Origin of the sequence: Janthinobacterium sp. DSP2-3-3, assembly GCF_049897325.1 — a bacterium.
Lineage (GTDB): Bacteria > Pseudomonadota > Gammaproteobacteria > Burkholderiales > Burkholderiaceae_D > Janthinobacterium.
On the sequence record NZ_JAFCWA010000010.1, the window covers coordinates 26,606 to 49,368 of the forward strand.

Annotated in this window: 16 protein-coding genes; 12 read left to right on the forward strand and 4 right to left on the reverse strand. The window is 63.7% G+C overall.

All coding sequences use genetic code 11. The features are described from left to right. The first annotated feature begins 19 nt into the window (after positions 1-19). On the forward strand, positions 20-2,008 hold the full coding sequence (locus ACP7DE_RS19695; RefSeq protein ID WP_426073656.1) for a DUF6630 family protein: 1,989 nt from the start codon (positions 20-22) through the stop codon (positions 2,006-2,008). A gap of 13 nt (positions 2,009-2,021) precedes the next feature. On the opposite strand, the gene ACP7DE_RS19700 is transcribed toward ACP7DE_RS19695, so the two are convergent. Further along, positions 2,022-3,398, reverse strand: a complete 1,377-nt coding sequence (locus ACP7DE_RS19700; protein ID WP_426073657.1) for a YihY family inner membrane protein — start codon at positions 3,396-3,398, stop codon at positions 2,022-2,024. A gap of 67 nt (positions 3,399-3,465) precedes the next feature. Here ACP7DE_RS19700 and wrbA point away from each other — a divergent pair, with 67 nt between their 5' ends. Genes wrbA through ACP7DE_RS19745 form a run of 9 tightly spaced genes read left to right on the forward strand, consistent with a single transcriptional unit; the run spans position 3,466 to position 13,693 of the window. Further along, positions 3,466-4,074, forward strand: coding sequence for an NAD(P)H:quinone oxidoreductase (gene wrbA, locus ACP7DE_RS19705; protein ID WP_426073832.1), 609 nt, complete (start codon positions 3,466-3,468; stop codon positions 4,072-4,074). Continuing rightward, positions 4,074-4,484 (forward strand): DUF2069 domain-containing protein, encoded by a 411-nt coding sequence (locus ACP7DE_RS19710; RefSeq protein ID WP_426073833.1) that lies wholly within the window; start codon positions 4,074-4,076, stop codon positions 4,482-4,484. Before wrbA ends, ACP7DE_RS19710 begins: the two co-directional genes overlap by 1 nt. Then, on the forward strand, positions 4,481-5,911 hold the full coding sequence (locus ACP7DE_RS19715; RefSeq protein WP_426073658.1) for an FAD-binding oxidoreductase: 1,431 nt from the start codon (positions 4,481-4,483) through the stop codon (positions 5,909-5,911). The genes ACP7DE_RS19710 and ACP7DE_RS19715 overlap by 4 nt, the downstream gene beginning before the upstream one ends. Then, the gene (locus tag ACP7DE_RS19720) at positions 5,908-6,336 is read left to right on the forward strand and encodes a DUF4124 domain-containing protein (protein ID WP_426073660.1); all 429 of its coding nucleotides are present in this window, start codon (positions 5,908-5,910) and stop codon (positions 6,334-6,336) included. Before ACP7DE_RS19715 ends, ACP7DE_RS19720 begins: the two co-directional genes overlap by 4 nt. Then, complete coding sequence (locus ACP7DE_RS19725) at positions 6,324-8,915, forward strand: FtsX-like permease family protein (RefSeq protein ID WP_426073661.1); 2,592 nt, start codon at positions 6,324-6,326, stop codon at positions 8,913-8,915. The genes ACP7DE_RS19720 and ACP7DE_RS19725 overlap by 13 nt, the downstream gene beginning before the upstream one ends. After that, a complete protein-coding gene (locus tag ACP7DE_RS19730; RefSeq protein ID WP_426073662.1) occupies positions 8,915-9,991 on the forward strand; it encodes a lipocalin-like domain-containing protein in 1,077 nt (358 codons plus the stop codon). Before ACP7DE_RS19725 ends, ACP7DE_RS19730 begins: the two co-directional genes overlap by 1 nt. 43 nt (positions 9,992-10,034) lie before the next feature. Beyond that, a complete protein-coding gene (locus ACP7DE_RS19735; RefSeq protein ID WP_426073663.1) occupies positions 10,035-11,915 on the forward strand; it encodes an ABC transporter transmembrane domain-containing protein in 1,881 nt (626 codons plus the stop codon). Between the two features lie 2 nt (positions 11,916-11,917). Then, positions 11,918-12,592 carry a leucine efflux protein LeuE gene (gene leuE, locus ACP7DE_RS19740; RefSeq protein WP_426073664.1) on the forward strand — a complete coding sequence of 225 codons (675 nt, stop codon included), beginning with the start codon at positions 11,918-11,920 and terminating at the stop codon, positions 12,590-12,592. 9 nt (positions 12,593-12,601) lie between these two features. Then, positions 12,602-13,693: a threonine aldolase family protein gene (locus ACP7DE_RS19745; protein WP_426073665.1), complete on the forward strand. Its 1,092-nt coding sequence runs from the start codon at positions 12,602-12,604 to the stop codon at positions 13,691-13,693. Between the two features lie 100 nt (positions 13,694-13,793). Here ACP7DE_RS19745 and ACP7DE_RS19750 read toward each other — a convergent pair whose 3' ends face one another. Together ACP7DE_RS19750 and ACP7DE_RS19755 are read right to left on the reverse strand one after the other, a co-directional pair. Then, the gene (locus tag ACP7DE_RS19750; protein WP_426073666.1) at positions 13,794-15,245 is read right to left on the reverse strand and encodes an OmpP1/FadL family transporter; all 1,452 of its coding nucleotides are present in this window, start codon (positions 15,243-15,245) and stop codon (positions 13,794-13,796) included. Positions 15,246-15,405: 160 nt separating this feature from the next. Continuing rightward, positions 15,406-18,147 carry a bifunctional diguanylate cyclase/phosphodiesterase gene (locus ACP7DE_RS19755; protein ID WP_426073667.1) on the reverse strand — a complete coding sequence of 914 codons (2,742 nt, stop codon included), beginning with the start codon at positions 18,145-18,147 and terminating at the stop codon, positions 15,406-15,408. Between the two features lie 205 nt (positions 18,148-18,352). Here ACP7DE_RS19755 and ACP7DE_RS19760 point away from each other — a divergent pair, with 205 nt between their 5' ends. Both ACP7DE_RS19760 and ACP7DE_RS19765 read left to right on the forward strand, forming a co-directional pair. Then, a complete protein-coding gene (locus ACP7DE_RS19760) occupies positions 18,353-19,327 on the forward strand; it encodes a thymidylate synthase (protein WP_426073668.1) in 975 nt (324 codons plus the stop codon). Beyond that, positions 19,327-20,379 (forward strand): SMI1/KNR4 family protein, encoded by a 1,053-nt coding sequence (locus ACP7DE_RS19765; RefSeq protein ID WP_426073669.1) that lies wholly within the window; start codon positions 19,327-19,329, stop codon positions 20,377-20,379. Before ACP7DE_RS19760 ends, ACP7DE_RS19765 begins: the two co-directional genes overlap by 1 nt. Here the strand turns inward: ACP7DE_RS19765 and ACP7DE_RS19770 are convergent. Next, on the reverse strand, positions 20,376-22,661 hold the full coding sequence (locus ACP7DE_RS19770) for a TonB-dependent receptor domain-containing protein (RefSeq protein WP_426073670.1): 2,286 nt from the start codon (positions 22,659-22,661) through the stop codon (positions 20,376-20,378). The two genes, ACP7DE_RS19765 and ACP7DE_RS19770, sit on opposite strands and share 4 nt — an antisense overlap. Between the last annotated feature and the right edge of the window lie 102 nt (positions 22,662-22,763).

The following is a 22,763-nucleotide window of genomic DNA, read 5'->3' on the forward strand; positions in this document are numbered from 1 at the left end:
CACTTTTAGATAAATATCCATGATCAATACCGCAGCCCTGTTCAGCACCGCCTTCTTGCCCGGCGAGGCCGGCTTCGACACCGACGCCATCACGGGCCTGGCCGAATGGCGGCTGGACACGCCCATGCTGTTCAAGCTGCTCATCGGCGCCGACGCGCAAGCCGTCGCCTGGCCCATCTACGGCGATGGCGAAGACTGCGCCTGCGTGCTGGCCGCGCCAATGGTCCAGGCGCAAGCCAGCTGGCAAGCGTTGTCACAGCTGATGGACAGGCCGCGCGACGCTGCCGCCATCGTCGCGCGCGCCGGCATCAGCGCCCTGCTGGCCAGCGGCCAGCCGTGGCTGATCCTCGATTGCGTGCAGCTGATCGCGCACGATATCGATACGCCGGATTATGCCGCCGCGCTCAATGCCCTGCGCGCCGAGGCGCAAGCCTTGCACGCTGCCCTGCTGCGCGGCGACCGGGAAGCCCTGACGCCCCTGCTGGCCGCCGGCGCCACTTCGCCCGCGACCGGCTACTGGTCGGCCACGGCCGACGCGCAACTGGCCGATGTCGAGGAGCTTGATGGGGAAGACCTGCCCTTCCTGCAAGGCCTGGAAGTGCGCAAGTGGCTGGAAGACGCGCTGTGCTACGAGGTGGCTGCGGCGGGACAACCCGACATCCTGGGCCTGGTCACGCCGTATGGGCGCTGGATCGTGCCGCTGTCGCTGAACGTGATTGACCTGGACAGCAGCGACGCGGGCTATGGCTGGATCACCTTTGCCACGGCGGACAAGCCAGATGCACACGGCGTGCTGGACCTGAACGGTACGGTGGTGCTGCCGCCCGCCCCCGGCGCCCTGTATGTGATCAGCCCCCACTTGGTGCAGCAATACGATCAGGACGGCGCCAGCCGTTTGCTGCGCCTGCCCGACGGCGCGCTGCTGTTCGAAAGCGTGCACCAGATCGGCCAGCGCGACGATGGCTATATCGATATCGAACGCCAGACGCACGATGACGAGTGCAATGTCTGCGGTGTGATCGACGCCACGGGCAAGGTAGTGCTGCCGACTGCCTACAGCTCCGTGCAGGATTTCGGCACGAAAAAGAAGATCGCCATCGTCAGCCAGCGCATCGATGGCCGCTTCCTGTTTGGTCTGGCGAACAGCCGGGGCGATCTGCTGGCGCCATGCCAGTACGAAGCCATCGATTCCGCCACAACGTCGTCGCCGCCCAAGCTGCGCAAGAACCTGATTTTCGCCATCGATGCGCAAGGCCTGGCCTGCATGCTGACGCTCGATGGCAAGCAAGCGTTTACGCCCCTGTATCCGCCCGCCCACCATCTGCGCGGCGTGGCCGTGCAAAGCGATTTTTTATATGTGGTCAAGGATGGCATGGCCTGGAGCATGGATTTCACGGGCCAGCTGCTGGAACAGTTCGACACCGTGGACAGCTTCAAGGCGGCCATCACGGCCCAGTTGAGCGAGGCCATGGGGCTGAGCAAGAAAAAACCCGTCAGGCGCCGCAGCTTTACGCCGGCGCAGATCCTGGCAAAGGCTGACCGCGAGCAGTTGCACGTCATGGCAGCCCTGCTCTTCCTGGGCGATGCGGCACTGGCCGCGCGCTGCGTGGACATCACGCTGGAAGAGCTGGCGGAGGACGATCTGGAAGAAGAATACGAAGGCGATACGCCCGAAGCGGCGTGTTTCTTCCTGCTCTGGTGCACTGCCGCCGATGTGCTGGGCTACGGCGCCACCCTGGACTGGAAATCGGCCGATGAAGTGCCGCACATCCGCCAGCATATCGAACTGCCCGCGCTGCGGGACTTCCGCTGGGCGGAACGCGAAGACGGCGACGCCTTGGCCGAGGGCCTGGCCGCCATCGCCGCCCACCTGGCGCCGCATCAGCTGCACCTGGTGAACATGAACGGCGGCGAAGACACGTATTACCTGGGCGTGGTGCGCGCGTCCGATGCGGCCGCGTTCAGCAAGGTGGCGCTGCAGGCGGCCCTGCGGCCCGTCGTGTACTAAGAGTAAGGGTCGCTCAGTTGCATTTGACGGCCCCGAAATGCTGCGCCAGGGTCAGGCCCAGTCCCTGCTCCACGGCGTTTTCCACCTGCGCCGCCAGGGCGGCCGCTTCTTCGGCCGCCTTGATGTCGCGCTCATTGGTGGAACCGGCCGGGTAGCCGGAGTTCACGCGCATGCCGCCAAAGACGAATAAACGGTAGACATCGGCCAGGCTGATGCGGTTGACATTGCCCAGCAAGACCCAGTGGTCGGAACTGTCAGCCACGCGCTTGCCCCACTGCACCCGTACGGCGCCATCCACGTTGACTCGTCCCACCCAGCCCTGCTGCACCATCTTGTCGAGCAGGGTTTCCATCTCTTCGAAACCCAGGCGCGTGCTGCGGCGGATCTCGGCCGCGCCCACCAGGGCCGAATCGGCGCAGTGGCAGGCCTGATGCAGCACTTTCAAGATAGCGACGGCATCGACGAATTCGCTGCCCGGCACCGCCTCGTACCACCAGCGCTCGTATTTTACGACGGGCAAGGCAGCCACCAGCAAGGCGCCCACCAGGGTGATCATCCAGCTCAGGTAAATCCACACGAGGAACAGCGGCAAGGCAGCCAGCGCGCCATAGATGCGCGAATACGTGGGGAATTCCTGGATGAATTCACCGAAGCCCCGCTTGGCCACCTCGAACGCCAGCGCCGCCAGCAAGCCGCCCCAGGCCGCGTCGCGCCAGTCCACGTCGCGGTTCGGCACGGCGATGTAGAGCAAGGTAAACGCCAGCATGGTCAGGCCGATCGACACCAGCGTATAAAACACGGCGCCAAGGAAGGGCACGGCCCCCACCACGCCGCTGGTGGCCATGAAGAGGCGCGACGTGACCGTCAGCGACACGCCCACCAGCAGCGGTCCCAGGGTGACGATGGCCCAGTAAACAAGTAAACGCTTGGTCCAGCGGCGTTCCTGGCGCACGCGCCAGATGCGGTTGAAAACGCGTTCGATCAAGCCCATCATGCCCACCGAGGTGACGATCAGGGCGCCCGCGCCGATGGCCGACAAGCGCGTCGCTTTCGAGGCAAACGTGGTCAGGTAGTCGAGGATGGTGTTCGAAATCCCCTTGGGCATCACGCTTTGCACGAAATAATCTTCCAGCGCATGGCGGAAGGTATTAAACAGAGGGAAAGTGGTGAAGATGGCCAGGGCCAAGGTGAGCAGCGGCACCAGCGCGAACACGGTGGCGAACGTCAGGCTGCCGGCCACTTGCGGCAAGCTTTCCTCGCGCACGCGGCGGCGCGCGAATTGCAGCAGGTCGCGTGTTTCTGACCATGTCAGGCCGCGCACGACGGCCAGTCCCATGCTCAGGGCGCGCCACAGGTATTGAAAGATCGGGAGTATATATTTTGAAAACATGTGCAAAATCAGAACGGCGCCATGACAGCAGTCGTATCAGGCTGTAAAGCGCCCTATAATACCAATGATGAAGCCAACCAATCTGATTATTCTCGTATTGTTTTATTCACGCCATGGCGCCACGCGCCAGTTGGCCGAGCTGATAGCCCAAGGGGTGGAAAGCCTGCCTGGCTGCGATGCGCGCCTGCGCACCGTGCCTGCAGTCTCGACGGTGACGGAAGCGACGGCGCCGGAAGTCCCGCTTGACGGCGCGCCCTACGTGGAACTGGAAGACTTGCAGGAATGCGCGGGCCTGGCCCTGGGTTCGCCCACGCGCTTCGGCAACATGGCCGCCGCCATGAAGTACTTCTGGGATGGCACGGCCAGCGACTGGCTGGCCGGCAGCCTGTCCGGCAAGCCCGCCTGCGTGTTCACGTCCACGGGCAGCCTGCACGGCGGCCAGGAATCGACACTGTTGTCGATGATGATCCCCCTTTTCCACCACGGCATGCTGGTCATGGGCCTGCCCTACACGCATGCGGAACTGATGACCACATCCACGGGCGGCTCGCCCTACGGCGCCACGCACTGGTCGGGCATCGATGGCGACAAGGCCTTGAGCGACGATGAAAAACGCCTGGCCATCGCCCTGGGCCGGCGCCTGGCGGAAAACGCCGCGAAACTGGCAGGCGCATGATGCACGGCGCACTGCACAAGTATTTTCACTGGGGCGCCATCGCCAGTCTCGCCACCCTGATTGTCTGGTGCCTGCTGTGGGAAACCGTCGTCGCGCCGCTGCAGCCGGGCGGCTCCTGGGTCGTACTGAAGGCCGCGCCCCTGCTCATCCCTCTGTACGGCGTCATCAAGCGCGACGTCTACACCCTGCAATGGTCGTCGATGGTGATCCTGCTGTATTTTACAGAGGGCGTGGTGCGCGGCTACAGCGACACGAATCCCGTCTCGGCCCTGATGGCCTGGGGAGAGGCGGCCATCGTCTGCATCTACTTCTTCTGCGCCGTGCTGTATCTGCGCCCGTATAAAAAGGCTGCCAAACGCATGGCCAAGGAACTGCTGGAAAAAGTGAATAAAGTGAGCATCAAGAAATGAGCGAACAGACTATGAGTGACCAAGCCGATTTCCTCGCCGCCTGCCGCGACCTGCTGGGCGCAGCGTACGTACTGACAGACCACGCCGACACGGCCCCCTTCCTCACCGACTGGCGCGACAGGTTTACCGGCAAGGCCCTGGCCGTGCTGCGACCCGCCAGCGTGGAGCAAGTGGCCGGCGTGCTGCGCGCCTGCGCGCAATGGCAGATTCCCGTCGTGCCGCAAGGGGGCAACACGGGCCTGGTCCTGGGCAGCATCCCGGATGCGGCCGGCACGGCCATCGTGCTGTCGCTGGCGCGCCTGAACAGCATACGCGCGCTCGACCCCGTCAACCGCACCATCACGGTGGACGCGGGCTGCATCCTGCAAACCATCCAGGAAGCGGCCAGCGCCGCCGGCTGTCTGTTCCCGCTGTCGCTCGCGGCCGAAGGCAGTTGCACCATCGGGGGGAACCTGGCGACGAACGCGGGCGGCACAGCCGTGCTGCGCTACGGCAATACGCGCGAGCTGTGCCTGGGCCTGGAAGTGGTCACGCCGCAAGGCGAGATCTGGAACGGCTTGCGCGGTTTGCGCAAGGACAATACCGGCTACGATTTGCGCGACCTGTACATCGGCGCCGAAGGTACGTTGGGCGTGATCACGGGCGCGGTGATGAAACTGTATCCGCAGCCGAAAGCCTGTATCACGGCGCTGGCCGCCATGCCCTCGCCCGCGCACGCCCTGCGCTTATTAAGCCTGATGCAAGACCATTGCGGCGCCAGCCTGACGGGTTTTGAATTGATGTCGCAGTATTGTGTGCAACTGGTGGCGGAACAATTCCCCCAGTTGCCGCGTCCATTTACCTCCCCGCATGGCCAATATGTGCTGCTCGAATTGTCCAGCAGTCAGTCCGAGGCGCACGCCGTGGAATTGCTGGAAGCGAGCATCGGCGCGGCGCTGGAAGAGGCGTTGATCGAGGATGCCGTCGTCGCCAGTTCCGTGGCGCAGTCGGAAGGCCTGTGGCAATTGCGCGAGCACATTCCGCTGGCGCAGGCGCAGGCGGGCAAGAACATCAAACACGATATCTCGCTGCCCATTTCCTGCATCGCCGATTTCATAGCCGTCACGGATGCGGCCCTGGAAGCGGCCTTCCCCGGCTGCCAGCTCGTGTGCTTCGGCCACCTGGGCGACGGCAACCTGCATTACAACGTGGCGCCGCCGCCCGGCATGACAGATCACGACTTTCTCGCCAACCAGGATGCCATCAACCGCATCGTGCACGACCAGGTCCACGGCTTCGGCGGCTCGATATCGGCCGAACATGGCATCGGCGCCCTCAAAAAGGACGACCTGGCGCACTACAAGTCGCCGCTGGAATTGCAGCTGATGCGCGCCGTGAAGCAGGCGCTGGACCCGAAAAACATCATGAATCCGGGGAAAATATTGTGAAGTCGCCTTCCCTCCTGCTCTGCGCCATGGCCTTGTCGGCCGGCCCCGCCAGTGCGCAGGACGTCTACAAATGCGTGCAGGACGGCCAGACCAGCTATAGCGCCACGCCATGCACGGGCGGCCAGCTGCAGATCCTTGAAGTCCCCTCGCCACCGCCTGCCGTCGACAAGGGCGCCGCCACGCGCCAGGAGCGGGTGGCCAGCCAGATGGAAGCGGCGCGCAAGCAGCGCGAAAGCCGGGAAGACCAGGCGCGCGAACGGGCTGCCAAGCAGCTTGAGGCACGCGACAAGCATTGCGCGCAGCTGCGCATGGAGAAAAAATGGGCGGCGCAGGACGCCGTCGGCGCAGGCGACAGGAACCGCGACGCGGCGCAACTGAAAGCGCGGCGCGCCGGCGAACGCCTGGCCGTCGAATGTCTGCATTGAGTGCGCCGCAGGCCAGCCCGGCGACGACGCGCCTGCTGTCGCGCTGGTTGCTGGTGGGCGAATGGCGCGCGCATCCCGTGCGCGCCCTCGTCGCCATCCTGGCCATCGCCATCGGCGTGTCGCTGGGTTTTGCCATCCATTTGATCAACGCGGCCGCCTTCAATGAATTTTCCACGGCCGTCAAAAGCCTGTCCGGCCAGGCCGACGTGCAGGTGGCCGGGCGGGAAGCGCTGTTCGACGAAGCCATCTACCCATGGCTGGCGCAGCGCGACGGCGTGGCCATGGCCTCGCCCGTGCTGGACCTGCAGGCCGCGGTGGCCGGCAAGACTGACGGCGGCCCGCTGCACATCCTGGCGTTCGACGTCTTCCGCGCCGGCTTCATCTCACCCGACCTGATCGGCGCACCGGCCGATGGCAAGCCTTTCGACACCCTGGCCGACGATGCCCTCTTTTTATCGCCGGCCGCCTTGCGCTGGCTGAACGTGGCGCAAGGCGACAAGATTGCCTTGCAATCGGGCACGGGCACGGTGTCGCTGCGCGTCGCCGGTTCGCTGCAACGCGCGCGCGCAGGCCAGCGCATCGCCGTGATGGATATCGGCGCGGCGCAGTGGCGCTTCAACAAGCTGGGCAAGCTGTCGCGCATCGACTTGAAACTGCGCCAGGGCGTCAACCGCGACGCCTTCCAGGCGGGTCTTGCGCGCGCGCTGGAAGCGCAGTACCCGGGGCGTTTCCAGGTGGGCCAGCCCAATGACGAAAACCAGAATAGCCGCAACAATAACCTCAGCCGCGCCTACCGGGTCAACCTGACGGTGCTTGCCCTCGTCGCCCTGTTTACGGGCGCCTTTTTAGTCTTTTCCACGCAGGCGCTGTCGGTCATCCGTCGCCGCGGCCAGTTTGCGCTGCTGCGCGTGCTGGGCATGGAACGGGGCCAGCTGCTGCGCCAGGTGCTGCTCGAAGGCGCCAGCCTGGGCGTGGTCGGTGCCGCGCTGGGCATCGCTGGCGGCTACGCCATGGCGGCCGTCGCCCTGCGCTTTTTCGGCGGCGACCTGGGTGCCGGCTATTTCGCGGGCGTGCAGCCGCAAGTGCAGTTCACGCCCGTCGCCGCCTTCGTCTACTTTGCCCTCGGCCTGGGTGTGGCCTTGCTGGGCTGCGCGGCGCCCGCGCTGGAAGCGGCGCGCGCGGCCCCCGCCATTGCCCTGAAATCGGGCAGCGAAGAAGTGGTAACGACGCGCCTGGCGAAAACCTGGCCCGCGCTGGCTTGCCTGCTGCTGGCCGGCGCCTTGACATTGCTGCCGCCCGTATTCGAGCTGCCCCTGTTCGGCTATCTATCCATCGCCCTGCTGCTGATCGGCGCCATCGCCCTGATGCCGCAACTGGCGGCCGTGGTCTTCCGTTTTCTGCAGCGCGCCTGGCTGCGCACGGAAACGAGCAAGCACGCGCCCGTACGCAGCCTGACCCTGGCCCGCCTGGCAAATGCCTCGGGCCAGGCCGGCATCGCCCTCGGCGGCGTGCTATCGAGTTTTAGCCTGATGGTGGCGATGGCCATCATGGTGTCGAGCTTCCGCGTCTCCGTCGATGACTGGCTGCTGCAGATTTTGCCGGCCGACCTGTATGCGCGCACGGCCGCCAGCGGTGGAACGGCGGGCCTGAACCCGCGCGAGCAGGCGGCCATCACCGCCCTGCCCGGCGTGGCCAGGGTGGATTTCCAGCGCCTGCGCTCGTTGTCGCTGGCACCCGACCGACCGAATGTAGTGCTGCTGGCGCGCCCCGTCAACCTGGCAGATCCGGAAAAAAGCATGGTGCTGGTGGGTGACACCCTGCCCGTGCCAGATGGCGCGAAACCCGTGTGGCTGTCCGAGGCGGCGGCCGACCTGTACAACGTCAAACCGGGCCAGCAGATAGCCCTGCCGCTGGCGGGCGGCTTGCACAAGTTCTTCGTCGCCGGCATCTGGCGCGACTATGCGCGCTCGTCCGGCGCCATCCAGATGCCGCTGACCGACTACCGCGCCCTGACGGGCGACCTCGATGTCAGCGATGCCGCCCTGTGGCTGGCCAAGGACGCCACGGGCGAGCAGCTGCAGCAGCGCCTGAAAGCCCTGCCCTTCGGCGCCAGCCTGGAAGTGTCGAATCCGTCGGCCATCCGCGCCCTGAGCCTGCAAATCTTCGACCGCAGCTTCGCCGTCACGTATTTATTGGAAGCCATCGCCATCGTCATCGGCCTGTTCGGCGTGGCCGCCACGTTTTCCGCGCAGACCCTGGCGCGCGCGCGCGAATTCGGCATGCTGCGCCACGTGGGCGTGACGCGCGGGCAGATTTTGTCCATCCTGGCGCTGGAAGGCGGCGCGCTGACAGCGCTGGGCATCGCCACCGGCTTTGTGTTGGGCCTGTTGATCAGCTTTGTGCTGGTCTTCATCGTCAACCCGCAATCGTTCCACTGGACCATGCAACTGCACCTGCCCTGGCCATTGATCGCCACCGTGGCCGCCGCCCTGCTGACGGCAGCCGCCGCCACGGCCCTCATCGCGGGCCGCCAGGCGCTGTCCTCTGGCCCCATCCGCGCCGTCAGGGAGGACTGGTAATGCGCCGTTTGACTTGTCTACTATTATTCTGCAGCGCCGCCGCCATCGCCGCACCGCCTGCCTTCGCCCCCGTCACGCCGCTGCCGGCCGGACAAAGCCTGCGCCTGCCGCACGATTTCGGCGCGCATCCCGCATACAAAACGGAATGGTGGTACGCCACAGGGTGGGTAAAAACCAGCTCCGGAGAACAGCTGGGCTACCAGGTGACCTTCTTTCGCAGCGCCACGGCCACCGATACGAACAACCGCAGCGCCTTTGCGCCGAAACAGCTGATCATCGGCCACGCAGCCCTGTCCGACCCGAAGCTGGGCAAGCTACTGCACGACGAGAAAAGCGCGCGCGAAGGTTTCGGCCTGGCCTACGCCAAGGTGGGCAACACGGATGTGAAACTCGACGATTGGCGCATGCAGCGGCAAGCCGACGGCAGCTACCAGGTCAGCCTGGCCGCGCGCGACTTTAGCTTGCAGCTGACCCTGGCCCCCACGCAGCCCGTGCTGCTGCAGGGCGAGGGCGGCTACTCGCGCAAGGGCGCGCGGCCCGCGCAATCGAGCTACTACTACAGCGAGCCGCAGCTTGCTACCCGTGGCACGATCGCCCGCGCGGGCGGAAAACCGGAAGCCGTCACTGGCACCACCTGGCTCGATCACGAGTGGTCGAGCCAGGTGCTCGATGCAGACGCCAGCGGCTGGAACTGGATAGGCGCCAACCTCGCTGATGGCGGCGCCCTGATGGCCTTCCAGATCCGCAGCAAGACAGGTGCTAAACTATGGGCGCACGCGACATGGCGCGATGCGTCCGGTAAGATGACGCAGTTCGCCCCCGGCGAGGTCGATTTCACGCCCACGCAGCTGTGGCGTTCGCCCCGCACGCAGGCCGAGTACCCTGTCGCCACCGAAATCCGTACGGGCGCCACGCGCTGGCAGATCAAGCCATTGCAGCCAGACCAGGAACTCGATTCGCGCCGCTCGACGGGCGCCGTGTACTGGGAAGGCGCCGTGACAGTCGAGCGCGATGGCCAGCCGGTGGGCCGCGCCTACCTGGAAATGACGGGCTACGTGCAGCCGATGAAGTTATAAGCGTTATCCGCAGCATCGAATATGTAAATCAAAGCGAAAAACAATGACAACCAGCACAGAAACAGGCAGCACCAGTACAGCAACCGCCACAACCGCCGCAGCAGCCACACCAGCTCTTGACACCGGCAGCAGCCGCGAACTGAAAAAAGGCAGCCTGGCCGCCTTCAAGGGTTTGATGCCCTTTTTGACGCCATACCGCAAACAATTTTTCCTGGCCGGTATCGCGCTGGTGGTGGCCGCCGCCTCGACCCTGGCCATTCCTGCCGCCTTCAAGCAGATGATCGACCTGGGTTTCGGCGGCGCGGCCGGCTCGAAAAGCATCCAGCATGTCGACCTGGTCTTCCTGGCCCTGTTCGGCGTGGCGTCCATCCTGGCGCTGGCCACGGCGGCGCGCTTTTATACGGTGTCGTGGCTGGGCGAGCGCGTCACGGCCGACATCCGCAGCGCCGTGTACCGCCACGTCGTCACGCAAAGCCCTGAATTTTTTGAAACCACGCAGACGGGCGAAGTCCTGTCGCGCATCACCACCGACACGACGCTGATACAGGCCGTGGTTGGCACCAGCATCTCCATGGCCCTGCGCAATGTGCTGCTGTTCCTGGGCGGCCTGGTGATGCTGTTCGTCACCAGCGCCAAGCTGGCCGGCATCATCATCGGCTTGCTGATCCTCGTCGTCGTGCCCATCATCGTGTTTGGCCGCAAGGTACGCAAGCTGTCGCGCGATTCGCAGGACCGCATCGCCGACGCTTCGGCCATGGCCGGCGAAATCCTCAACGCCATGCCCACCGTGCAAGCGTTCACGCACGAAAAAATCGAATCGAAACGCTTTGGCGACTCCGTCGAAGGCGCCTTCATGACGGCCATGCGCCGCATCCGCGCCCGCGCCTTGCTCACCATGATCGCCATCCTGCTGGTCTTCGGCACCATCGTGTTTGTGCTGTGGCTGGGCGCGCGCGCCGTGCTGGAAGGCGCGATGACGGGCGGCGATCTGGGCCAGTTCATCCTGTACGCTTCCATCGTGGCCGGCGCCATCGGCGCTTTGTCTGAAGTCATGGGCGAAGCGCAGCGCGCCGCCGGCGCCACCGAGCGCCTGCTGGAATTGATGGCCGTCAAATCGGAAATCGAGTCCCCGGCAACGCCGCTGCCGCTGCCGGCACGCGCCGCGAACGGCGCCTCGCTGTCGCTGGATGATGTCATGTTCTCGTATCCATCGCGTCCGGACACCCACGCGCTGGATCACGTCAGCCTCGACATCCGCGCCGGCGAAACGGTGGCCGTCGTGGGGCCGTCGGGCGCCGGCAAGACCACCCTGTTCCAGCTGTTCATGCGTTTTTATGATCCGCAAAGCGGCAGCATCCGCCTCGACGGCGTGGACATCAAACAGCTCGACCTGCATACCCTGCGCGACGCCATCGGCATCGTGCCGCAAGATACGGTGATCTTCTCGGCCGACGCCATGGAAAACATCCGCTACGGCCGCGCCGGCGCCAGCGACGAGGAAGTCATCGCTGCCGCGAAAATGGCGGCCGCCCACGAATTCATCGAGCGCCTGCCGAATGGCTATAAATCCTTCCTCGGCGAACGAGGCGTGCGCCTGTCCGGCGGCCAGCGCCAGCGCATCGCCATCGCCCGCGCCCTGCTGAAAAACCCGCCGCTGCTGCTGCTCGACGAAGCAACCAGCGCACTGGACGCGGAATCGGAACGCCTGGTGCAAAAGGCGCTGGAAGCGGCCATGGTGGGCCGCACCACGGTCATCATTGCGCACCGCCTTGCCACCGTCCAGCGGGCCGACCGCATCATCGTGATGGAAGACGGCAAGATCGTCGAGACCGGCACGCATGCCTCGCTGGTCGCATTAGGCGGTATTTACGCCAACCTGGCCGCCCTGCAATTTCATCACGTACAGCTCCATCCAGCAGAATAATCATGAACGCACTTTTCCACGCCAACCTGGGCATCACCGATTTCTGGACCTTTTTACTGGGGACCATCTTCATCGTCATCCTGCCCGGCCCCAATTCCATGTACGTGCTGTCGGTGGCGGCACAACGGGGCGTGCGGCCCGCCTACCAGGGCGCCTTCGGCATTTTCGCGGGCGACCTGATCTTGATGGTCCTGTCGGCCTGCGGCGTGGCCTCGTTGCTGAAAGCCAGCCCGGCCCTGTTCTACGTGGTGAAATACATCGGCGCGGCCTACCTGGGCTGGATCGGCCTGCAAATGCTGATCGGCTGCTGGCGCAAGCTGCGCGCGCCCGCGCCGGCCGACGGCGAAACGCCTGCGGCCCCAAGCCCGGTCAAGGAAAGCGATCCGTTCCGCAAGGCCCTGATCATCAGCCTGATGAACCCGAAGGCCATTTTGTTCTTCATTTCCTTCTTCATCCAGTTTGTCGACCCGGCCTTCCCGAATCCCGTGCTGTCCTTCATCGGCCTGGGCCTGATCTGCCAGGTGATCAGCTTTACCTATCTGACGGCCATCATCTTTGTGGGCGCGCGCCTGGCCGAGACCTTCCGCCGCCGTCGCCGCCTGTCGGCCGGCATGGGCGGCGGCGTGGGTGCCATGTTCATCGGCTTTGGCGCGAAACTGGCCACGGCTACCCTGTAAGGAACTACCGTGAACGAACTTGAACTTCGCCAGCGCTGCCATACCGTCTTGCCGGGCCACCGCCAGCCCACGCCAGCAGCCACTTTCACCGCCATGGCCGCCTGGTGCGACGCCAACGACATCGCGCACGACACCTATGGCGAAGGCGCGCTGATCGAGCAGTTCGAGAACAAGATCGCCAGCCTGCTCGGCTTCGAGGCTGCCGTGTTCTGCATCACGGGCACCATGACGCAGGTGACGGCCTTGCGCCTGGCCTGCCAGGGCCGGGGGTCCTCGCTGGTGGCGCTGCATCCGACGTCGCATATCCTGCGCCACGAGCGGGGCAACCATGAATTGCTCGAGCACTTCAAGGGTTTGATGATCGGTGACCCGCACCGTCCGTGGGCGGTCGACGACTTGCGCGCAGTACCCGATGCGCTGGGCGCCGCGCAGGTCGAATTGCCGATGCGCGAAATCGGCGGCCAGTGCCCGTCGTGGGATGAGTTGAGCCAGATCAAGCGGTACTGCCGCGAGCACAACATCCACCTGCACATGGACGGTGCGCGCCTGTGGGAAGCGCAAGCGGGTTTTGGCCAGCCCTTGCACGCCATCTGCGACGGTTTTGATTCCGTGTATGTCTCGCTGTACAAGGGCATCGGCGGCCTCGGTGGCGCCATGCTGGCCGGCAGCCGCCCGTTTGTCGAACGGGCGCGCGCATGGTTCCACCGCCAGGGCGGCAACATTGTCCACCGCACACCCTACGTGGTGGCCGCCGCCATGCAATTCGATGCACGCCTCGCTGCCATGCCCCGCTATTTCGAACGCACACAGTGGCTGTACGCGCTGCTGCGCGACTATCCGGCGATTGCCGTCAACCCTGCCCAGCCGCAGGCCAACATGCTGCACTTGCACTTGCCCGTCTCGCGCGAGCGGGCCATCGCCATCCGCAACCAGGTGGCCACAGACCACGGCATCTGGCTGTTCAGCCGCGCCAGCCACGCAGCCCTGCCCGGGCACAGCGTGGTCGAATGGTATGTGGGAGATCAGTTGCTGGAACTGCCGGACGACACCGTGCGGCTGGCCTTGACCCTGCTGAATCAGGCCATGCGCGACAAGCCATGATAGGCGCAGGCCAACACCACCACAGTCATGATCCAGCAAAAAAAGCGCCCGAGGGCGCTTTTTTCATTGCATGGCGGCCGGGTTGGCCGCCACTACCTGCTTAGAACTTGTAGTTATAAGCGAGACCGATCAACTGCATGCGGGTCTTGAACAGGCCCTTGGTGGTTTCACCGTTGCCGGTGCAGCCCGTCTTGACCGGCGAGCAGTCGTTTGTGTAATTGACATCAGCATTCTTGAAGTCGATGTAGCTGTAAGCCAGGTCGAGCGAGGAATTGGCGTTCAGCTTCCAGTTCGCGCCGATCGAGTACTGCATGCGGTCGCTGTCCGGCAAGGCTGGGTGGCGCAGCTCGGCGCTGCGGACCGGGGCCTGGTCATGCGCGATACCGGCGCGCAACAGCAGGTTTTCGCTGTACTTATAATTGGTGCCCAGCGAGACGCGGTAAGTGTCTTTCCAGTTCTGGCGAATGCGCTCGGCGCCTTCGGCCGTCGGCGGGAATTGGATGTCCAGGTTCTGCAGGCGCGAAGTGCGGGTCCAGGTGACGTCGCCCATCAAGGCCCAACGATCATCCATCTGATGGAAGGCGTTGACCGACAGGGTTTCCGGCGTGCGCAATTCCACCAGCGCTTCCGAATTGACCTTGTTCGATGCCTTGGCGATGAAGGCGTTCACGGCAGGATTGCTCGTCACTTGCGAGAAGTCCCAGATGGTGCTGCCCTTGAGCTTGTGCGAAATCGACGAGCGGTACGCGATACCGAAACGCGTGCCTTCGTTCAGCTGGTACAGATAGCCCAGATTGAAGCCAAAGCCCCAGTCGTGGCCATCCATGGAGGCATGGCCATCATTGATGGGACCCAACAGCGCGGCGCCGGCGGCTTGTGCGGCAGCCACACCTTGCGTCTTGGCAATATTGTTCACGAAAGCCTGCGATGCGGTTGGTGCAAACTTGCGCAGGAAAGCTACCGAACCAGGCACGTCCACGCCCTGGCCCAGTTCCGCCTTCATATATTCAGCCGTAATACCGAAACCAAACGAATGGTGCTGGTCCAGCTTGAACGACACGGAAGGATTCAGGGCGATGGCTTCGAGCTTGATATTGGTGATCGCGTAGCGGCCATACCAGTCATTGCCGTAATCGAGCTTGGCGCCATACGGCACGAACAGGCCCGCGCCGACGGTCCATTGATCGTTGATTTTCTTGCTGGCATACAGGGCCGGCGCAACCACGGCGTCCGGCGCATAGTCCTTGGTTGCGCTGAACGGCTTGTGATTGTCAGGAACGGGGGAGAAGAAAGACTTCGAACCCGAATCCGTGTAGGTCGAATGCGGTACCACCAGGGTGCCGCCGCCAACGAACTGCGTGCCTTCCAGGCGCGACAGGCCGGCCGGGTTGTAGAAAATGGTCGACGCGTCGGCCGCTTCGGCGCCGCTGGCATCGGCCGTGCCTTGGGCGGAAACGCTTTGCGAGCCAAAACGGTAGCCCGATGCTTGTGCGGTGGAGGAGATGCCGGCGAACGCGGCAACGATCAGGAGGGGCAGATATTTATGTTTCAAGTTAGTCTCTCTTTATTATATGAAATTGTCTTCGGCACACTATCGCGGGCATCTCAACCTGACCCGTCTTGCACTTTTCTTGCCGCCGTGAACTCCAATTCACTGACGGCATGAGCGAAGCATATAATATTTTTTAGAAAAAAGCGAACGTTCGCTCTTTTTATGAAACAGCGTTGTTTTCCTCGCCAATCACGGGGCTGTAGGGGGGCAGTACGGGAGCTGGAAGCGGTATCAGAAAGCGCTGGTGCATCAGCGCCAGCATCTGTTCGGCTGGCACGGGGCGCGAAATGAAGTAGCCTTGCACTTCGTTGCATTGCAGCGCGCGCAGGATGTCGAGCTGCTCGCGCGTCTCCACCCCTTCGGCCACCACGCTCATGCCCAGCGCATGCGCCATCGACAGGATGGCGCGCACGAAGACCTCGCCCTGCTCCGAGCGGCCCAGTTCCATGGTGAAGGCGCGATCGATCTTCAAGCCATCCATGGCGAATTTCTGCAGCTGCGACAGCGAAGAATAGCCGGTGCCGAAATCGTCGACCAGCAGGCGCACGCCCAGCGCGCGGATGGCCGACAGCTGCTCCACGGCGCGGTTCTGTTCATCCATCATGGCCGATTCCGTGATTTCCACCTCGATCAGCCGCGCATCGATGCAGTGGCGCGCCAGCGCGGACGCCAGCACCTGGTGCACGTCGCCGCGGCCGAACTGGCGCGCCGAGACGTTGATGGAGACGGGCACCAGTTCCAGCCCGCTGGCCTGCCAGCGCGCCATTTGCAGGCACACCTTCTCGATGACGACTTCGCCCAGCTGCGAAATCAGGCCGCTGCTCTCGGCCACGGGGATGAATTCCAGCGGCGGCACCATGCCATGCTGCGGGTGCTGCCAGCGCACCAGCGCCTCCATGCTGCACAGTTGGCCGCTCATGGCGTCGACGCGCGGCTGGTAGACGACAAGAAACTGGTCCTGCTCCAGCGCCGCCACCAGGCTTTGCTCCAGTTCGCGGCGGTTGCGGATGGTCTCGAACAATTCGGGCTGGAAGAAGCGGTGATGGCCCTTGCCTGCCACTTTCACGGCGTACATGGCGATATCGGCGTTCTTCAGCAGCACTTCCGTCTCGGCGCCATCGCGCGGATACAGGCTGATACCGATCGAAGCGCCCATCTTGTGGCGTTCGCTGCCCAGGTAAAACGGTTCGTCGAAGGCGATGGCGATGCGCTGCGCCACTTGTTCCGCCCGGCTATCGTCTTCCACCGGGTCGAGCACGACGACAAATTCATCGCCGCCCAGGCGCACCACATGGTCGCCCGGCCGCAGCACGGCCTTCAGGCGCAGCGAGGCAGCGCGCAGCACCTTGTCGCCCTCGGCGTGACCCTGCGTGTCGTTAATATCCTTGAAACCGTCGAGGTCGATGAACAGCAGCGCCAGCATCTGCCGCGCGATGGCGGCGCGCCCCAGGGCGCCGGGCAGGAATTGCTGCAGCCAGTAGCGGTTGGGCAAGCCCGTCAAGCCGTCTTCATTGGCCAGGCGGCGCAAGTCGCGCTCGTGCTCCTTGGCCGTGCTGATGTCTTGCAGGGTGACGGCCAGGCGGTCGCCGCTGCGCACCAGGCGACGGCGTATCCAGCGCAGTTTGAACGGGTTACCTTCCGGCAACTCGATCTCTTCCTCGGAAAAGCCGGACTGCATGGCGGCCCGGTAATGATGGATCAGGTCGCGGAAATACGGTTCGTGGGCACGCGACTGCAAGCGCATGCCCAGCAGCTGCTCGCGGCGCACGCCGAAATAGCCGGCGCCCGGCTCGTTGCAGTCGACAATCTCGAAGTCGAGGATGCTGCCATCCTCGCCGCGCAGGGCAGCAATGATGTAAAAGCCGTCGCTGGTGCCTTCGGTAGCCATGCGATAGGCGTTGCGCACCCCTTCGGACTGGTGGTGGCGCCACGCCAGGCGCAGCGACAGTACGGTGGCAACGGCGGCAAAGGCCAGCAACAGCACGGTGACGGCCAGCGCGATGCCGATATATATGGTGCGCGTTTCCTCGTAGGGGCGTAGCATTTCGCCGTCCGACAGACCGACCACGGCCGTAAACGGATAGGCTTTCAACGCTTGCCAGCCTACATAGCGGCTTTGCTTGTCGGAAAAAGCGATCCTGCCGCCCGAATGCATGGCGCCGCTCTCCGATTCCAGGATGCTGGTGTCGAGAAACGGCGTGTCCTGGCCACTCTGCATGGGCAGGACGCGCGAACCGAGGCGCGTGCTGAACAGCTCGCCCTCGTCGCCTACCATGGCGGACATGCCGAACTTGCCGAAATTGACGCTGTTGTAGAATTCGGAAAAATAGCTGGAATGGAGGGAAATGAGTAGCACGCCGTCAAAATTGCCATCCTCGTCTTCCAGTCGGCGCGTGAAATGCACGAGACTTTCGTCCGCGCCGGGGGTTGCCGGGGCCGCCTCGATGACCCTCCCCAGCGCGATGCGCAGCGCGCTGGAATTGCTGCGCCAGTGGCGCAGCAGGAAATCGCTGCGCTCGTTGACCCGCAGGCGCTGCAGCGGCGCCGTGGCCGTCACGGGGTGGCCCTTGCGATCGAGGATGGCAACGATGGCAAATTGCGGCAAGGCATACATGCCCTGCGTCTTCAATTGATCGAGGCGCAGCCGGCCGCGCGAATTTTCCCACTCATACTTGAGCTGCAAGGTCAGCTGGTCCATCTGTTCCAGGGTGCGCAGCAAATACTGGCCATACGCTTTCGACAGCGAAGACACGCTGTCGAGCGCCTGCTGCTGCGCCACCTTTTTTTCCGCCTCCAGTTGCAGCAAGGTCGCCGTCCACAATACCGCGCACAAGACCAGCCCCAGCAAGGGCCAGGCCAGGATCAGGCGCAGATTGGCCTTCAGAAAGTCGGTCCTGCTCATCTCCACCACGGCGGCGTTACTATTATTTACAAATTGTCGCAAGAACATGGTGCAGCATCTGCCGTTTCTGTGTATTTCTTCAAGGACACACAAATTACCACAGAGTCATGTTTGCAGGTGAAACGGCAGCGCATTTATATGTGCGGACGGCAGCCCGCCTGTCGCGCCTGCGTTACAATCAGCATCCTTACCGTTGGAGAAATACATGCAGCAATATCAAGATTTGATCAAGACCGTGCTCGAAACAGGCAGCTGGCAAGACAACCGCACGGGTATCCGTACCCTGAGCGTGCCCGGCGCCATGATGCGTTTCGACTTGGCCAACGGCAACTTCCCTGCCGTGACGACCAAGAAACTGGCTTTCAAATCCGTGATCGGTGAATTGTGCGCCTTCCTGCGCGCCTCGCGCAACGCGGCCGAGTTCCGCGCGCTGGGCTGCAAGGTATGGGACCAGAACGCCAACGAAAATGCGCAATGGCTGGCCAACCCCTACCGCGAAGGCGAGGATGACCTGGGCCCCGTGTATGGCGTGCAATGGCGGCAATGGCCCGCATATAAACTGCTAGCCGCCGACCAGCCGGCGCAGATTGCTGACGCGCAAGCCAACGGTTTCACGCTGGTTGCCCCCATCGTTGAAGACGGTGTGCAAAAAGTCTTGCTGTACAAGGCGGTCGACCAGTTGCGCGAGTGCCTCGACACCATCATGCATAATCCGGGCAGCCGCCGCATCCTGTTCCACGGCTGGAACCCGGCCGTGCTGGACGCCGTCGCCCTGCCCGCCTGCCATTTGCTGTATCAGTTCATCCCGAACGCCAGCACGCGCGAAATTTCCCTGTGTTTATATGTGCGCAGCAACGATATCGGCCTGGGCACGCCCTTCAACATCGCCGAAGGCGCGGCCCTGCTGCACCTGGTGGCGCGCCTGACGGGCTACACGCCGCGCTGGTTCACCTACTTCATCGGCGACGCGCACATCTATGAAAACCACCTCGAGATGGTGGAAGAACAATTGAAACGCACGCCCTTCCCCGCACCGCGTTTCGTCATTTCCGACCGCGTGCCCGACTACGCCAAGACGGGCAAGTACGAGCCGGAATGGCTGGAAAAAATCGAACCGTCGGATTTCTCGCTGGAAGGCTATGAACATCACGCGCCCATCAAGGCCGCGATGGCCGTCTGATGGCGGTCGCACCACTGGCCGCCCTGCACCGCAAGCTGTTTGACGAAACGGATGGCAGTAAGTTTTCCCGGCTAAAAGACCGGCTGCTGAAAAATCATGCTGCCAACGAGCGGCAAGCCGTGCTCGCCATTCTGATCGCCTACGCCAGGGAAGGCCAACTGCTGCACTGGCGCGCCTTCCTGATGAGCGATATCGTGCAGTTGGCGGAAGCCGATGAGCATACGGCATTTTTTGCATGGGCATTGGAGCAACCCGAACTGACGTACCGGGCCATCGACGGCATGCTGAAAAGCATAGGCAAGGCGGCCTATGCGCCACTGGTGGCCCTGGCCGCTGCCGACACCAGCCCGCTGAATGTGCGTGCCAAGGCCATCAAGAGCCTGGCCGTCTTCAGCCGCCAGCCTTTCGATGCGGGTTTGCCTTACGATCCCGGCCACTGGAAGGCAGAGCAATTACGGCTGGCCGATGTGCTGGCCTGGCAGCGCGATGGCAACCCGGATGGCGCAGGCCATGCGGCGCCCATTACGCATGCGGCGCTCGATGATCCACACACGCCACTGGAAAAAGCCGCGGCCAGGCTGGAGAAAAAGCTGGCAGCCAGACGCAAGAAGGAGCAGGAGCAGGAGCAGGACCTGGCGCAGCCATCGAACTGGCTGGCCATCGCCAGCGCCGACGACATGGCCGGCATCGCGCAGCGCTGGACCTTGCCGGAGCACTACCGGCGCTTTCTGGCTTGCCATTCGCCGCTGCGGGTGTTTATCGACAGTCCACAGTATTTCCAGGGTTTAAGCCTGTACGGCGCGGCCGAACTGGCCAAGGCCCAACACGGTTACGCCTGGAATCCCGTCAACGGTGCAACCATCGCCGGCTGGCCGGAACAGTATCTGGTGATCGCCGATGCGGGCGCCGATCCGTATTGCCTGGACCTCGGCGACGTCACCGATGGCGATGCGCCCGTCTATCATGCCGAACATGGCATGGGCGCATGGCGCTTCGAGCGCCATGCGGACGGTTTCATCGACTTCCTGAACGAGATCGCGACAGCGGCCTAGCCTGGCTCGCCTCCCGGCCCGCCCGGGCCGGGGCCGCCTGGACCACCTGGCCCGCGTCCGCCCGGCGGACCGAAGCGTGGCTCGCGCTCGCCCTCTTTCGCCGCCGAGGTGGCGCCGCCCAGGCGGTACGACAGACCCACATAAATCATGCGTCCATCGAAGCGCCGCGTACTCGTCTCGCGCAGGGAAGCGCTATTGATGACGGTTTCCATCTTGTTGCTGCTGAACACATCGGTCACATTCATGACCAGGCTCAATTGCGGCGTCACCGTGTGGCGCCAACTCATGTTCAAGGTATTGTTCGGCGAGCGGTAGCCCTGTCCCGACAGCATCTTGCCTTGCATTTGCAGCGCCAGTTGCAGCTGGTTGGCCGCATCGAACTGGTAGTTCAAGCGCGCGCGGCCGCTCAGGGCATTCGCCGTGCGCGTGCTGCGGTTGCCCAGGTCGTCCGAGCTGGTCTGCTGGCTGCGCGCCAGGTTGCCGCTCGTATTCAGGGTCAAGGATGGCGTCAGCTTGCCGCTGACGCTGAACTCCAGGCCGCTAGAATGGCTGCCTGCGCCGTTTTCGCGCGTGGTCAGCAACACGTTATCGCTGATGAAATAACGGTAATCGACGATGGCGTCCGTATCGCGTCGATGGTAGGCACGCAAGCTGCTTTCCAGGCCCGCGATCTTCGTTTCATAACCGATCTCGAACGAGTCCGTCTGCGTGGGTTTCAGCTTGGGATTGCCGGCCGACACATTGAATTCGTCGCGGTAGACTACATAAGGGTTCAGGTCGCCCGCGCTCGGGCGGCGGATGCGGTGCGCATAGCTGAAGCGCACATTGCTCTCGTCGCTGACCTTATACGTGGCGAACAGGCTGGGAATGTAGTTGACGTAATTGTTGCCCGCCTCGACGCCGCCCGTGATCTGGCGCACGTTCACATCCGTGTACTCGGCGCGCAAACCGGCCAATGCGCCCCAGCGCTCGGTCAAACGCATCTGGTAGGAACCGTACAGCGCGATGGTGCGCTCGTCGAGTTCGAAACGGTTACTGCGCATGGGGTTGACGCTCTCGACCAGACTGCCCGGATTGATGTCCGTGTACAGGGTGTCGAAGCTGCTCTGGTTATCGGCCACCTTATAGCCCAGCTTGGCCGTGCCGCCCGCCAGCGGACGCTCGTAATCGCCGCTGAAGTCGATGATGCGGTTGCCCGTCTCGCTGTGCTGGCGCGCACGGCTGTCGAAGGCATTCACGGGCGCAATCGCATAAGTATTCGCGTAATCGCTGTCGCTCTCGTTGCTCGAGGAGGACACGCGCAGGTCGATCTTCAGGGTTTCGCCCGGCAACTCACCCTTGTGGTCGTAGCGCGCGCCCCAGCTGCCATTGCGGCTGTCACCGTTGCGCACGGTGCTGCGCACATAGTCGACTATGGTGCTGCCCGTGCTGTCACCATTGATGTAGCGGTCGAGCGAGCGCTGGTCGTTGCTGCGGCCGTTATACGACACGCTGGCGGCCAGGGTATCGTTGGCGTTCAGGTTGTAATTCACGGTGCCGTGCAAGCCCAGCGAGTCGTTCAAGCCATTGCTGCTGGACTGCTGGCTGCTGGGGGCGAAAGCACCAGTGCCGCGCTCCAGGCGCTCGCGGCTGACCTCGCCGACGGAATTGCGGCCATCATGGCGCACATTGATGCCGCCCTGATAGCCCCACGGCCCTTCGTTGTAGCTGCCGGAGACGGCACTGTTGTAGCGTCCCGCGATGCCCGCATTCGCATTCACGGTGGCAAAGCCGCCCGGCTTGCGGTTGCGCCGCATCACCAGGTTCAAGATCGGGCCGCCACCGGCTTCGTTGCCGAACTGGGCGCCGGGATTGTTGATCACTTCCACCGACTCGATATCGTCGGCCGCCATGGCGTTCAGGGTGGCGCCGCGCGAATCGCCCTGCAGCATGGCCGATGGCTTGCCATCGATCAATATCTGCACATTGCTGCTGCCACGCAAGGACACGGAACCGTCGGGATCGACGGCCACCGACGGCACATTGTTCAAGGCATCGGCCGCCGTGCCATTGCTGCTGCCCACGTCGGACTTCACGTCGTAGACTTGCCGGTCGATGCGGCCCGTGGGACGTTCGGCCGTGACGCTGACGGATGGCGGCGCATCGACGGCGGGCGCCTTGGCCGATACTGGTGCTGGTGCGGGCTTGACGACGGCGTCGCCGGTGACAGTTTGCGCTTGGACAGCGGTGCCGGCAAGCAGCAGGCTGCTACCCGCCAGGCAATGAAAAAAGAGTTTATGCATTTGGCTAAAAAATAATCGAGACGCTACGGATGAGGCACTACGCCGCGGCGTGAGGGCATATGTCAGGGCACAGTGAAAGCATGCCACGACTCCCTTGAGCAA